General features: G+C 43.9%; 11 protein-coding genes and 1 pseudogene. 6 read left to right on the top strand and 6 right to left on the bottom strand.

From position 1 onward, the window contains the following. Window positions 1-306: 306 nt before the first annotated feature. The 4 genes and pseudogenes from GWI56_RS14145 to GWI56_RS14130 all read left to right on the top strand — a co-directional run bounded on the left by GWI56_RS14145 (window position 307) and on the right by GWI56_RS14130 (window position 3,514). Window positions 307-1,590 carry an arsenic transporter gene (locus tag GWI56_RS14145; RefSeq protein ID WP_198573239.1) on the top strand — a complete coding sequence of 428 codons (1,284 nt, stop codon included), beginning with the start codon at window positions 307-309 and terminating at the stop codon, window positions 1,588-1,590. 77 nt (window positions 1,591-1,667) lie between these two features. Then, window positions 1,668-2,102 carry a glutaredoxin-dependent arsenate reductase gene (arsC, locus tag GWI56_RS14140; protein WP_198573266.1) on the top strand — a complete coding sequence of 145 codons (435 nt, stop codon included), beginning with the start codon at window positions 1,668-1,670 and terminating at the stop codon, window positions 2,100-2,102. Continuing rightward, a complete protein-coding gene (arsH, locus tag GWI56_RS14135) occupies window positions 2,099-2,821 on the top strand; it encodes an arsenical resistance protein ArsH (protein ID WP_347339139.1) in 723 nt (240 codons plus the stop codon). The genes arsC and arsH overlap by 4 nt, the downstream gene beginning before the upstream one ends. Window positions 2,822-2,973: 152 nt before the next feature. Next, window positions 2,974-3,514, top strand: a pseudogene (locus GWI56_RS14130) (transposase). A gap of 127 nt (window positions 3,515-3,641) precedes the next feature. On the opposite strand, the gene GWI56_RS14125 reads toward GWI56_RS14130, so the two are convergent. From GWI56_RS14125 to GWI56_RS14100, 6 genes are all read right to left on the bottom strand, one after another. After that, on the bottom strand, window positions 3,642-4,247 hold the full coding sequence (locus GWI56_RS14125; protein WP_198573238.1) for a hypothetical protein: 606 nt from the start codon (window positions 4,245-4,247) through the stop codon (window positions 3,642-3,644). 95 nt (window positions 4,248-4,342) lie between these two features. After that, window positions 4,343-5,380 (bottom strand): acyltransferase, encoded by a 1,038-nt coding sequence (locus GWI56_RS14120; RefSeq protein WP_105250503.1) that lies wholly within the window; start codon window positions 5,378-5,380, stop codon window positions 4,343-4,345. 2 nt (window positions 5,381-5,382) lie between these two features. Continuing rightward, window positions 5,383-6,780 (bottom strand): hypothetical protein, encoded by a 1,398-nt coding sequence (locus tag GWI56_RS14115; protein WP_198573237.1) that lies wholly within the window; start codon window positions 6,778-6,780, stop codon window positions 5,383-5,385. A gap of 193 nt (window positions 6,781-6,973) precedes the next feature. Continuing rightward, a complete protein-coding gene (locus GWI56_RS14110) occupies window positions 6,974-7,324 on the bottom strand; it encodes a YkvA family protein (RefSeq protein ID WP_113941434.1) in 351 nt (116 codons plus the stop codon). 49 nt (window positions 7,325-7,373) lie between these two features. After that, complete coding sequence (locus GWI56_RS14105; protein WP_198573236.1) at window positions 7,374-8,132, bottom strand: helix-turn-helix transcriptional regulator; 759 nt, start codon at window positions 8,130-8,132, stop codon at window positions 7,374-7,376. A 24-nt stretch (window positions 8,133-8,156) separates the two neighbouring features. Further along, the gene (locus GWI56_RS14100; RefSeq protein ID WP_198573235.1) at window positions 8,157-8,699 is read right to left on the bottom strand and encodes a YbhB/YbcL family Raf kinase inhibitor-like protein; all 543 of its coding nucleotides are present in this window, start codon (window positions 8,697-8,699) and stop codon (window positions 8,157-8,159) included. Window positions 8,700-9,607: 908 nt separating this feature from the next. Here GWI56_RS14100 and speF point away from each other — a divergent pair. Both speF and potE read left to right on the top strand, forming a co-directional pair. Next, window positions 9,608-11,770, top strand: coding sequence for an ornithine decarboxylase SpeF (speF, locus tag GWI56_RS14090; RefSeq protein ID WP_198573234.1), 2,163 nt, complete (start codon window positions 9,608-9,610; stop codon window positions 11,768-11,770). Window positions 11,771-11,856: 86 nt separating this feature from the next. Next, window positions 11,857-13,176, top strand: a complete 1,320-nt coding sequence (gene potE / locus GWI56_RS14085; RefSeq protein WP_105250509.1) for a putrescine-ornithine antiporter — start codon at window positions 11,857-11,859, stop codon at window positions 13,174-13,176. Window positions 13,177-13,283: the final 107 nt, after the last annotated feature.

The following is a 13,283-nucleotide window of genomic DNA, read 5'->3' as shown; positions in this document are numbered from 1 at the left end:
TGTTAACTTTCCTAAGGCTCATTCAAACAGCAAGCGGTAAGAAACAACACTCGTTTTTCATGGCTATGGATCTTTTGGAAAGACCTTGTACAATATATACGAATTTTCATATATGTAAATATCCGTATATAAGATCACTTAAGTTTTACGCATTAGTCAAAATGGTGCTTGAGTATAGTGTTCAATACTAAGATATATACGAAAATTCACATATAAAAAATCATTCAGACCCACCGACAATATCGTTAGGTGAGGGCATTATTTTATGATTACGGGTAGACAGTCTCTGCCCTTTTAGGAGCTTGTATGTGGTTAGCTGGGGCAATTTTTGTTCTCACCATAGTGTTAGTAATTTGGCAACCTAAGGGGTTAGGCATAGGTTGGAGTGCTACCTTGGGCGCCGTATTGGCCCTACTACTGGGTGTGGTGCACTTAGGGGATATTCCTGTGGTATGGAATATTGTCTGGAATGCGACCGCCACCTTTATTGCCGTGATCATTATCAGTTTATTATTAGATGAGTCGGGATTTTTCGAATGGGCCGCGCTGCATGTGGCCCGTTGGGGCAAAGGTCGTGGCCGTTTACTCTTTACTTACATAGTGTTACTCGGCGCGACTGTTGCCGCCTTATTCGCTAATGATGGCGCGGCGCTGATCCTCACCCCCATAGTGATTGCTATGTTACTGGCTCTGGGCTTTAGCGCCGGAGCAACCTTAGCCTTTGTGATGGCGGCGGGTTTTATTGCCGATACCGCAAGTTTGCCGTTAATTGTCTCTAACCTAGTCAATATTGTTTCGGCGGACTTCTTCAACATAGGTTTTAACGAATACGCCTCTGTGATGGTGCCCGTCGATATTGCAGCTATTAGTGCCACCTTAGTCATGCTGCATCTGTTTTTTCGCAAAGATATTCCCGCGACCTACGACTTGCAAAAACTACGCGAACCTAAGGCCGCCATTCGCGACCTCAACACCTTTAAAACCGGTTGGGGCGTATTAGTCTTACTCTTGGTGGGCTTTTTTGGCTTAGAACCCCTCGGTGTGCCCGTGAGTTTAGTGGCTGCCGTGGGTGCCCTAATCCTGTTTATTGTCGCGAAAAAAGGCCATGCCATAGATACCACTAAGGTACTTCGCGGCGCGCCCTGGCAGATAGTGATCTTTTCATTAGGCATGTATTTGGTTGTTTATGGTCTTCGCAACGCAGGCTTAACCGATTACCTATCAAGCGTATTAAATAGTTTGGCTGAACAAGGGCTTTGGGCTGCCACTATGGGCACAGGCTTCTTGGTCGCCTTTTTATCGTCCATCATGAACAACATGCCAACGGTGTTAATTGGCGCCCTGTCGATAGACGGTAGCAATGCAACTGGCGTGATTAAAGAAGCCATGATTTACGCTAACGTGATTGGTAGCGATTTAGGTCCTAAAATCACCCCCATCGGCAGTTTAGCAACCCTGCTATGGCTGCATGTGCTGGCGCAGAAAAATATTAATATTACCTGGGGTTATTATTTCCGCGTCGGCATAGTGATGACGCTACCTGTGCTATTTGTCACCCTAGCGGCACTGGCACTGCGCCTCTCCTTCTAATCTTCGTCCATGGGCACTAGAGGTGCCTATGGATAAATTTATAAGCGATTATTTTTCAGAGACATGTTATGACTAATATGATTGATGACAGCATTAAGATTTACCACAATCCAGCCTGTGGAACATCGCGCAACACTTTAGCATTGATCCGTAATAGTGGAGTCGAACCCCAAATCATCCACTACTTAGAAACGCCACCCTCCCGCGATGAATTACTTAAGCTAATTAATGAGATGAAAATCTCTGTACGTTCATTGCTACGTAACAATGTTGAACCATTTGAACGACTAGGACTTTCTGAAGACACATTTACTGATGAAGAACTGGTTAACTTTATGCTGACTTATCCCATTTTAATTAACCGTCCTATCGTCGTTACGCCGCGAGGCACAAAACTCTGTCGCCCGTCTGAGACAGTGCTTGATATTTTGACCAAAGCACAACAAGGCCCTTTCACCAAAGAAGATGGCGAAATCATCATTAATGAACAGGGACAAAGAGTTCGCACATGAAACCACTAAACCACGATATGCCAGCGCTCAAACAAGAATTAATGGTTAATAACATGGATATGAACTGTTTTAATCTAACTCCTCTAACCCATCCGCCTAGAATACTGATGCTTTATGGCTCAGTACGAGAACGCTCCTATAGCCGACTGACGACGGAAGAAGCCGCTCGACTATTAACACACATGGGCGCAGAGGTGCGTATTTTTAACCCTTCTGGACTTCCACTTCCTGATGATGCGCCTGACAGTCATCCCAAAGTCATGGAACTAAGAGAAATGGTACGTTGGTGCGAAGGTATGGTGTGGTGTTCACCAGAACGCCACGGTGCGATGACCAGTATTATGAAAGCCCAAATCGATTGGATCCCTTTGGCTGAAGGTGCTGTCCGGCCTTCACAAGGTAAGACATTAGCAATAATGCAGGTGAGTGGTGGTTCACAGTCCTTCAACACACTAAACCAAATGCGTATATTGGGTCGATGGATGCGCATGTTCACCATACCCAACCAGTCTTCAATCGCAAAAGCTTGGTTAGAGTTTGACGAGGCAGGCCGAATGAAGCCTTCGCCTTACTACGATCGTGTAGTTGATGTTATGGAGGAATTGATGAAATTCACTTTACTCCTGAGGGGCAATGTTAATTTCCTCACAAACCGATATAGCGAACGCAAAGAAAGCGCTTCAGAGCTATCAACCCGAGTAAATCAAAAAGAAATATAGATTAAACACTAAAAGTATTCTCGACTATGGAGCAAAAGATTAGCCCAGCGCCAACTTTTGCTCCAGATAAGAACCATCACGCCAAATAAGTACATTCCAAATACACGAGTGAGCACCTAAATCCTTAAAACCAGCTAAAAACTCTCTGTAACTTGCCATCAACCAAGCCGAAACCTCGCTATAAAACGACTAACTGGAAGCAATACAACCAAGCCTTAATCAACCGCAGTTCACCCACCTTCTGGATTGATAAGACGCCACAAACAAGTGGAAAGCCGAAGTTAAGTTGCGCAAGAAAGGCCGTCCACGTTTGTTTAGCGACTTAGCCATTATCACTGCCCTGCCACGAAGTTGTTCGTCGAAAACGTGCCTTATTGCTTTTCACTCCTAAGTAAGCCACAGCGTTATGGCATAAGAGCATCCCAATAACTTAGCGGTCAGTAGGCAAAAGCTTCATGGCTCAAATAAGCAATAGAAGAAACTGTACAGTTATCGTCGCCGGTCATCTCAAAAAGCGCCATGTACAGGATAAAGTATCTGCGAAGTGTTACTTTGAGGATGCGAAATGATAACGCTCAGGAGGGAGAGACTTACACCATGATAAGGGCTCTGAACAAGCTTATAGTGCTGGTTATGCCTGAAACCCAGCATATCGTCCAATATTTAAACAGCCATAAAAGTTCTGTTCACTGAATCGCTTTAGGAAACAATGATTTGACTGGGTTTAATGCAAGGCTGAGCCCGCGTAGTGTCGTTATCCACATAAACGGGCAACATAAGCAGGTGATGAACACAATTTTGAGCTAGCTTAATAACAACACTAGTCGTGTCCCCAAGGTTTGGGTGGTAATGCTACTGGCTGAGTAAGATCAAAATCGACTTTGAAATCGCGATTTTCGCGTGTAAGTTGATAGCTAAACGTTGTTGGCGTAATTTCCATGTGCCACACATTCGTGATCGACTGGGTTAGCCCATTCTTAACGAAGTTATCGATAGATTCCCTATCGATTGGAAATGATTGTTTCTGTACTGTCCCATCATTCATAGTGTCGCCGCCATACATGGTTACAGCATCTTCACTTCCATCCTGATGGCGATGGTCGTGCTTCAACTTAAGTCCTTGCTGCGTTTTAGTCAGCACCCAAGTACGCGAGTGGTCATCACCCACATGGAACGGGATCTTAAGCTCAGTGTCGCTACATTCACGCACGTGCATAATTAACGACTTGCCGCTAAAGGCCGAATCGGCACTGTCACCCGATACCACTTTTCCCGCAAAGGCTTGGCCACAATGGGCCGCAATTTGTGCGAAAAAAGTATTCTGCGTCTTGGTGGATAGCGACTCAACTTGAGCGGCGATGGATGGCAACGCGATAAAAGACAAACTGATGAGCCCGAGGCTCGGTAGGGTAATGTTGGGATTCATTATGTTCTCCACTTTTTTAGATGAAAAACACCCTAACACTAGGAAATAAATTCAAACTGAATTTCACCTAGTGTTAGTGATGATAAGCCAAGTGATTACCAGCCGATATAAGTACGCGATCGATTACCCAGACGCTTTTTGATAAAGCGAGCCGTCATAATACTGCCTACCATCATGAAAATGAAAATCCCAGCGGAAAAGAGCACGCTAGTCACAGCAGAACCTGGTGGAAAGCGGAAACGCATTACGGTTGCAGCTGTGTTAAATAGCATATCGAAGAGTGGATGAATAAAGAAAATTGCAAAACTCATCTCAGCGACTTCGACTAACCAAGGCAAACGACTTCGTCCCGACAACCATTCACAGAAATTCAGTACTAATACACATAAACAAAGTTTCTGAATAAACTGCCAATCGATACCGTTGTAATCAAACGGTGCCTTATGATAGTTACCAATATGCTGCACTATGTAAGTTTGTTCGACTAAGCTCACCACTAAAAAAATCATCGCTAGTGCGGTGAAAATAGAGCCAAAGCGCGTCACAATATGTTCATCTTGCGAATATAAAATACCAATCAAGTAGAAAGGTACAAAATACACGACTGAGTGGATGAAATTGACGTTACCTATAGGTCTATGCAATAGAATCGCTACCACACAGCTCAGTACAAATAGTGTCCAACGCATCTGCTGCGAGCAACGGATAAACCATAAAAAAATCGGCGAGAATAAAAACACCGCCATGATGAAGGGAATGTACCAGTGCGGATACAGAATATAACCGTTACGCACAGTATAAAAAATACTCAGCAAGACATTATCGAGCGGCTGATGCTCCATAAATATCCAGCGCAAACACAAACAAAATAGACCAATCAATGACACAACTAAAAAAGGATAAAGTACGTTTTGTACTTTGTTCTTCATAAACTTGCTGTAGTCGAAATCCTTATAAAAAATGCGATGGAAAAAGTATCCCGAGATAAACACAAATAACGCCGTGCCACCACGCAATAGATTTTCCAGCAACAGCGGGAAACCTTCACCAGAGTTGTAAATACTGTGGCCAAGCACGATAAAGATAATCGCAATGCCACGCATGTAGGTAAATTCGAGCTGATTTTTTCTCATTATTAATTCATCGCACAGTAGAGGGTTCTTCCATCAACAACACTCGCAGAAACCCTAATAGTTCCATGGACTTCCGCTTCGTTGAATACCAGATACTGACCCTCACGCTGAAAGGGGAATGCTAAAGGTAACAGAGTTGCCGCCTCAATGCCCTCACAAAAATTTTGTACTGGAACATCGAGTAATGGACTGCCACTCACTGACAAGTTACTAAATTGCGCGCTCATCCCTAAATAAGCTTGAGTCATTTCCTCTTGATAGGGCACTACATAAAAGCCAGAACGTACGTCACCCACATCAATAAAACTGCTACTATCGCTCACGCTCGGCATAACCAATAACGGCACTTTTGGATCCTGCACATTCAACAACAATTGAGACAGTTTTGCTTGAGTGGCAGGGTAATACGCTAGCATCTCCTGCAGCTGTTTCTTTTGTTTAGTGTCTTTCTTGTCTAACGGGGATACTGGCTTTACGCGGTTCAGTAGTAAATCCACAGGCAACATACCCGACATGACCGACTCTTTCCATACATAAGGGTCTTGAGTGCTATCCAACAATATGCCCGCCAGAGCGCCAATATTTGCCGCCTCAGCCGTCCAACCAACCCACATCTTCTGCTGTTGATAATAGTCATACACATATTTTGTCAGTATTTGCTGATAACCAAGTAAAGTTTGATTTTGACTCAATACACGCGCACCAGCGACCAATTCCACATACTTAGCGCTGCCTTCAACTAGATCATTGATGTAACCGACTCTATCTTCATTCGGCGCAATTTGGCGCCATTGCTGCAACCAATAGGCTGCATAGCTAAGGTGTAATGACTGTTGCTCGGGTTGTGCCAGCGCCGCCATTAAGGCATCAAATAACTGTAAACGATAATAGCGAGCATCGAAGTTGAGCGGAAAGACCTCACCCTCATAACGCTTACCATCTTCCAATACTCGCCATTCGGATTGGGCATAAAAATGGAAGGCTTCATGCAAGCCATTGCTCGCCCAGATTAAAAAAGCTAAATCCGTAGGCTTAGTGTCGCGAGTAAATTGGATGTTCGGCACTTCGAGCTGGATCAATACGCCTGGCTGGCCATTATATTGCGGAAAGCCGAAACTCACCGATAGACCAGAGTGCAGATTGACCGACTCTAACACACTGTTATCTTGGATTATTTCGCCACCAGGCTGTCGAAGCCAGACATTACCACCATAACTAAAGAGATGTACTTTATCTTCAAGGCGAAAACCGGGCCACAAAGCTTCGCTCTGGCGACTATTCTGTGCCATAAAATCGAGGTAAAGACGGGCGAGTTGTTCCGGAGAGGCCTCATCGGCAAACGCGGGGGTAGCGGCAGAGACACCTAAAAGCCATAGGATCACTACCATAATATTTTTCATTTATCTGCCTAAACAAACACAAGGGGTTTACAAAACAGCGCTAGCATATAGCGCAATCAAGCAATAGTGAAACATTTGCAAAAAAATATTTTTACCCCAGAAAATCTCAGTCAAAACCAAATCAACGACTCCTAATGAAATCATATTTTTAGCACAATTTTGCATCACTCAGGCGATTGCGTTCGCTATAGGCTTAAGTCTTAGGTTCGCTCGGCTTATCTCCAAACCACAGTGCGAGTTTATCCGCCGCAAGGGATTTCACTTCATCATCGATATATAAGGTCACCATAGTCAGGGCAGCGGCAAGGGCACCTAAATCATCGGTAAAGCCAACTAAAGGAGTCAGATCGGGAATCGCATCTAAAGGCAAAATAAAATACGCTAACGCGCCGTAGATGACTGACTTAGCCCACTTAGGCGTATTGGGTTGTTGCGCTGCATAATAAAGCCATAGTGCCCGCTCGATGACCTCTCTACCTGCTTGACGGCTAAAGAGTTTGATCTTGTTCCAAAATCCGCTGTCAGTAAATTGCTCATCCGCCATCATATTTCTCCAATACCCTAAAGTTGTTTGGGTATACACCCATGCCACTTCACAGTGTACGACGATAAGCCGCAGGGGTCAGGCCAAATTGTTGCTTAAAACGTAAGGAAAACTTTTCCGCAGATTGATAACCACAGGCCAAAGCCACTTGTAATACTGGCTCACTCGAATTCTGCAACATGGCTAAACCATGACAAAGCCGCACTTCTACCAGTAACTGCCTAAAACTGGTGTCTTCTAAGGCCAATTTACGCCTAAGGCTTGCCGTGCTCATGTGTAACTTGTCGGCAATATCCTCCTGCTGCCATGACGCCGAAGGACTCACACTCATCAAGGCCAAGGCCGCTTGAGTCACGCTGCGTTGGGTGTGTCCATACAACCAGTTCACACTGCGTTTATCTGGCAAACTTAACAGTAATGCAGCCAAATAATGCAGTTGAACAGGATCGGCCAGAGACAAGGTCAAACTCTGTAATAGCGCATTCCAAGCTAAGTCCACAGCGCGTGATACGTTTTGGACTGGCATAGGGTCACGCCAATCGGTAGCGTTTGATAAAATACCTTGGGGTAAATCGTGGGGGAGTAATAACTGCACCGCCCGATAACGCCCAAGAAAAGGTCGATTAACAAAACTAATATGCGAACCAGCAGGAATTAACAGTAACTGCCCTTGGCCTACTAAAACAGATTCATCTTGCCAGAGCAGAGACTTTTCACCATAGATAACCCGAATAATCGACGGCTGATGTACAGGGACTTGAGATAAAGATTGTGCCTGCTTCGAATCATATTCAAACATACGGATCATGACACCAGCCTAATTATCAATGGATTATCGATTATATACCGCAGTCAACTTGGCGTTGCCGAGCGCTTGTGCCCTGAGCATAAAGCCCAATAAGGCAGGGCTAGCATCCTTTGGCAATTCTAAAGCACTGGGTAATGCCCACACAGTAAATTCATACCTGTGAACGCCATGACCTTGGGGCGGGCATGCGCCACCAAAATTTGTAGTGCCAAAATCGTTCTTCAAGGCAATAGCACCTTTTGGTAGTGCATCAACATGCGAGCCCGCACCTTGTGCGAGCGAAGTTTGCGCTACGGGTAAGTTATATACGGCCCAGTGCCACCAACCGCTGCCCGTTGGCGCATCAGGATCATAAGCTGTCACTGCAAATGCTTTAGTTCCTGTGGGCACCTCAGTCCAAGTCAGTTGCGGCGAAATATTTTCCCCTTGGCAACCAAAGCCATTAAACACTAATTGCGATGTCAGTTTATTGCCCTCGCTCATATCTTTGCTCGTTAATGTCATAGCACTTGCTTGTCCAACGAATAACCCAAGCACTAAACTCGCCCCTAACCACCCTTTATTCATGTCTATCTCCTATTCATGTTCGACCTGACTCACTTTACGTCAATCAAAAAAATAACATCTGCCCTAAAACGACAACTTTCTGCCCCAAATGCTCAAATGTGAGAAAAAAGTTATCATTTTTGCATTTTTCAAGCAGAAGGATGATTTTGTAACGAAAATATCTGCATAACAATGCAAATATGTAATGCGGTATAAATCAGAATGATGATTACAGCAGCCTTTAAATTAAGATTAGATATTTGAAATAAGATATTTTATGCAAATAATATTATTTAAATAATGCTGACAATATTTACTTTCATAATTTAGATAAAGATACTTAAGCATGATTGACTCCATTTAATATTGATAAATTAAGTTAAATTGACGTGCTAATTATTTAAAAATAAGACATAGGTCATGATTTTATTTATAACTCGCATATAAACTTCATTACGTAATAAAAACCTAACCATTTTCTCTAAGTCATAATGGAGTCGTATATGAAGAGGAAATCTAAAATTATGGCGCATATCAGGCGCACACGGCATATCATGATGCCTAGTCAACGTGACTATTTCGATCACTCCTTTATCTTCCTCCGCTAACCTTAGCGTAGGTAGTAGGCCAATTAACAGGTCTAAAGTGCTATTGCTCTAATAGGCGCAAACACTTATCGTACTGTTTTCATTTGGTTTATTATCTAACACCTTAATCAAAGCATTCTTTTATCAGTGCAGTTTTACTGCGGCTAAGCTATTCATACGCTCAATAAATATATTTCTACTTATATTTATTTCGTAACTTTGGCATAACCACATTTAATCTGCGCACGGAATAGCTATATCTAATTTTCATACCATTAATATTTTTAATTAGGTATAGGCACACTTGTATCTATTTTTTATAAAGTAAAAGGGAAATTAACTATGAAATCATTAAAAGTAGCCGCTAGCTTATCTGTTAGATCTTGTTTCGATATCGACAGAGAAGTTGTCAATGTATTAACCACAGATTTTTGCGATGTGGGCGCGGCTGTCGTCTCTGTTGATGATGTTAGAAATGGTATTGTTGAAAAGATTAAAAACACCGGATTGAAACTGCCCATTTTCGTTTCAGTTTGCTGTGAAGAAACCTTCCCTGATGATGTTTGCTCATCGATTACAGGGGTATTTGAACTCTGCGGTGATAACACTGACTTCTACGGAAAACAGGTTGAGACTGCAATAAGTAAATATGAACAAGCGCTATTGCCACCTTTCTTCGGTACTTTAAAAAAATACGTCGAAATGGGTAACTCTACCTTTGCCTGTCCTGGTCACCAAGGCGGACAATTCTTCCGTAAACACCCTGTGGGTCGCCAATTCTTCGACTTTTTTGGCGAAACAATTTTTCGCGCGGATATGTGTAATGCCGACGTGAAACTGGGTGATTTACTGATCCATGAAGGCGCTCCACTGGAAGCACAGAAATACGCTGCCAAAGTTTTTAATGCCGATAAAACCTATTTCGTACTTAACGGCACTTCGTCATCAAATAAAGTCGCGACTAATGCGCTGTTAGCGAAAGGCGACCTCGTGTTATTCGACCGCAATAACCACAAATCAAACCACCATGGCGCATTAATTCAAGCAGGTGCTACACCTGTTTATTTAGAAACGGCACGTAATCCCTTCGGATTTATTGGTGGCATTGATGCCCACTGTTTCCAAGAGTCCTATTTAAGAGAGCAAATTCGTGAAGTCGCGCCAGAAAGAGCCAATGAAAAACGCCCATTCCGCTTGGCGATAATCCAACTCGGCACCTATGACGGCACCATCTACAATGCTCGACAAGTGATTGATAAAATTGGCCATCTTTGTGACTACGTCTTATTTGACTCAGCTTGGGTGGGTTATGAACAGTTCATCCCTATGATGAATGACTGCTCACCACTCTTGCTCGAACTAACTGCTGAAGATCCAGGCATTATCGTGACTCAGTCGGTGCATAAACAGCAGGCCGGTTTCTCACAAACCTCGCAAATCCATAAAAAAGATAAACATATCAAAGGCCAAGATAGATATTGCAACCATAAACGCTTCAATAACGCCTTTATGATGCATGCCTCTACCAGTCCCTTCTATCCTTTATTTGCGGCGCTAGATGTAAACGCGAAAATGCATGAAGGCGCGAGTGGTCGTTATCTGTGGCGCGAAGCGGTAAAAGCGGGTATCGAAGCACGTAAGCTATTGCTCAAAAAGTGTAAATATATCAAACCATTCGTGCCAACAATGATCGACGGCCGCCTATGGCAAGACTATGAAACCGAACAAATGGCCGATGACTTACGCTTCTTCGAATTCGAACCTGGTCAGAAATGGCACTCCTTCGAAGGTTATGAAAAAGGCCAATACTTTGTTGACCCTTGTAAGTTCTTATTAACAACACCGGGCATAGATGCTGAAACAGGCAAATATACCGAATTTGGTATTCCAGCGACTATTCTGGCTAACTTCTTACGGGAAAATAATATTATTCCAGAGAAGTGCGACTTGAATTCGATTTTATTCCTGATGACACCTGCGGAAGATATGGCCAAGATGCAACATCTGGTATCACAAATATCTCGTTTCGAGAAATTAGTCGATGAAGATGCGCCATTATCTGAAGTATTACCTAACGTTTATAATGCCAATAAAGCCCGTTATAAAGACTATTCTATCCGTCAACTCTGCCAAGAAATGCACAATCTTTATGTCAGCCATGACGTAAAACAACTGCAGAAAGAAATGTTCCGTAAAGCACATTTCCCTACAAAAGTGATGGACCCGCAGGAAGCAAACCTAGAGTTTATTCGTGGCAAAGTAGAATTAGTTCCACTCTCGCAAATTGAAGGAAGAATTGCAGCAGAAGGCGCGCTCCCTTACCCACCAGGCGTGTTATGTATGGTGCCAGGTGAAATATGGGGCGGTTCTGTTCAGCGTTATTTCCTTGCCCTTGAAGAAGGCATCAACCTATTACCTGGATTCTCACCAGAACTGCAAGGTGTTTATCTCGAAAATACCGCAGACGGCAAAATTCAAGCAATGGGCTATGTACTAAATAAATAATGAAGACTGACTGCAGAGTTTATTAACCCCACTCTGCAGTCAAATTCATGCCTCCTATAATAAGTCACCTAAATTAGGTTATTAGTATGAGTAAATCAGAAAATAAAATTGGCGTCGTCCAATTAACTATTATCACCATAGTCAACATGATGGGTTCGGGCATTATTATGCTGCCAACCCAATTAGCTCAAGTCGGTACTATCTCCATTTTATCTTGGTTAGTAACAGCAGCAGGGTCAACGGCCCTCGCCTTCGCCTTTGCTAAGTGCGGTATGTTCAGTAAAAAATCCGGTGGTATGGGCGGTTATGCCGAGTATGCCTTCGGCCGTTCAGGCAACTTTATGGCCAACTACACCTATGCCGTCTCGCTGTTAATCGCCAACGTCGCGATTGCCATCTCTGCCGTGGGTTACGCAGCCGTGTTGCTCGAAGTTAACTTAAGCCCGATGGCAATTTGTCTTGCGACCATTGGCGTACTTTGGTTGGCAACCATTGCTAACTTCGGTGGTGCCCGCATCACGGGTCGCGTCAGTAGCGTGACTGTGTGGGGGATTATTCTGCCTGTGATTGGCGTATCTTTAATTGGTTGGTTCTGGTTTGACATCGACCTCTATAAAGGCGCATGGAACCCGCATGATATGCCATTCTTCAAAGCGTTAGGCGGTTCTATCGCTATGACTTTGTGGGCGTTCCTCGGTTTAGAATCGGCCTGTGCAAACTCAGAAGCCGTCGATAACCCAGAAAAAAACGTACCTATCGCCGTGATGGGCGGTACCTTAGGTGCTGCAGTGATTTATATCGTTTCCACTAACGTCATTGCCGGTATTGTGCCAAATGCCGAGCTTGCCATGTCAAATGCGCCATTCGGCTTAGCCTTCGCACAAATGTTTAATCCAGTAGTCGGTAAAATCGTGATGGCCTGCGCCATTATCTCCTGTACTGGATCACTCTTAGGTTGGCAGTTCACTATTGCCCAAGTGTTTAAAGCCTCTGCTGATGAAGGATTTTTTCCTAAAATATTCTCTAAAGTCAGTAAAGCCGATGCGCCAATTTGGGGCATGACTATTATCGTCTCGATCCAAACAGCATTATCGCTGATGACCATTAGCCCATCACTGAGTAAGCAGTTCGAAGCACTCGTTAACCTCGCCGTCGTCACCAACATTGTGCCTTATATCTTATCTATGGCCGCGCTTGGCATAATGCAAAGACAGCAAAAAGTGCCTATCAATAAAGCCCGCGTTGCCAACGTGATCGCCGTAATCGGTGCGTTGTATAGCTTCTATGCTCTGTACAGCTCTGGCGAAACCGCAGTGATGCTTGGCGCCATAGCCACCTTCTTCGGTTGGACTATTTTCGGCGTGATCTCAAACCAAGCGCCTGTTGCCGACACACGTCCAGCCTAAATACGACTAACGCATGATCGGAAACAATTAATACCAACATCCACATCAAGACTAACGATAACTCTGGGATCATAGGCCAAGCCTATGATCCCCTGGAGAATACTTGC

It is taken from the genome of Shewanella sp. DW31 (assembly GCF_015767295.1).
GTDB classification, from domain to species: domain Bacteria; phylum Pseudomonadota; class Gammaproteobacteria; order Enterobacterales; family Shewanellaceae; genus Shewanella; species Shewanella oncorhynchi.
The sequence above is the reverse complement of the archived record's forward strand: the minus strand, read 5'-3'. Positions and strand labels throughout refer to the sequence as shown.

Coding starts and splice junctions, on each gene's coding strand:
- GWI56_RS14105 (WP_198573236.1), bottom strand. CDS start 8,132: ATGATCCGTATGTTTGAATATGATTCGAAGCAGGCACAATCTTTATCT.
- GWI56_RS14145 (WP_198573239.1), top strand. CDS start 307: ATGTGGTTAGCTGGGGCAATTTTTGTTCTCACCATAGTGTTAGTAATT.
- arsC (WP_198573266.1), top strand. CDS start 1,668: ATGATTGATGACAGCATTAAGATTTACCACAATCCAGCCTGTGGAACA.
- GWI56_RS14125 (WP_198573238.1), bottom strand. CDS start 4,247: ATGAATCCCAACATTACCCTACCGAGCCTCGGGCTCATCAGTTTGTCT.
- speF (WP_198573234.1), top strand. CDS start 9,608: ATGAAATCATTAAAAGTAGCCGCTAGCTTATCTGTTAGATCTTGTTTC.
- GWI56_RS14110 (WP_113941434.1), bottom strand. CDS start 7,324: ATGGCGGATGAGCAATTTACTGACAGCGGATTTTGGAACAAGATCAAA.
- arsH (WP_347339139.1), top strand. CDS start 2,099: ATGAAACCACTAAACCACGATATGCCAGCGCTCAAACAAGAATTAATG.
- GWI56_RS14100 (WP_198573235.1), bottom strand. CDS start 8,699: ATGAATAAAGGGTGGTTAGGGGCGAGTTTAGTGCTTGGGTTATTCGTT.
- potE (WP_105250509.1), top strand. CDS start 11,857: ATGAGTAAATCAGAAAATAAAATTGGCGTCGTCCAATTAACTATTATC.
- GWI56_RS14115 (WP_198573237.1), bottom strand. CDS start 6,780: ATGAAAAATATTATGGTAGTGATCCTATGGCTTTTAGGTGTCTCTGCC.
- GWI56_RS14120 (WP_105250503.1), bottom strand. CDS start 5,380: ATGAGAAAAAATCAGCTCGAATTTACCTACATGCGTGGCATTGCGATT.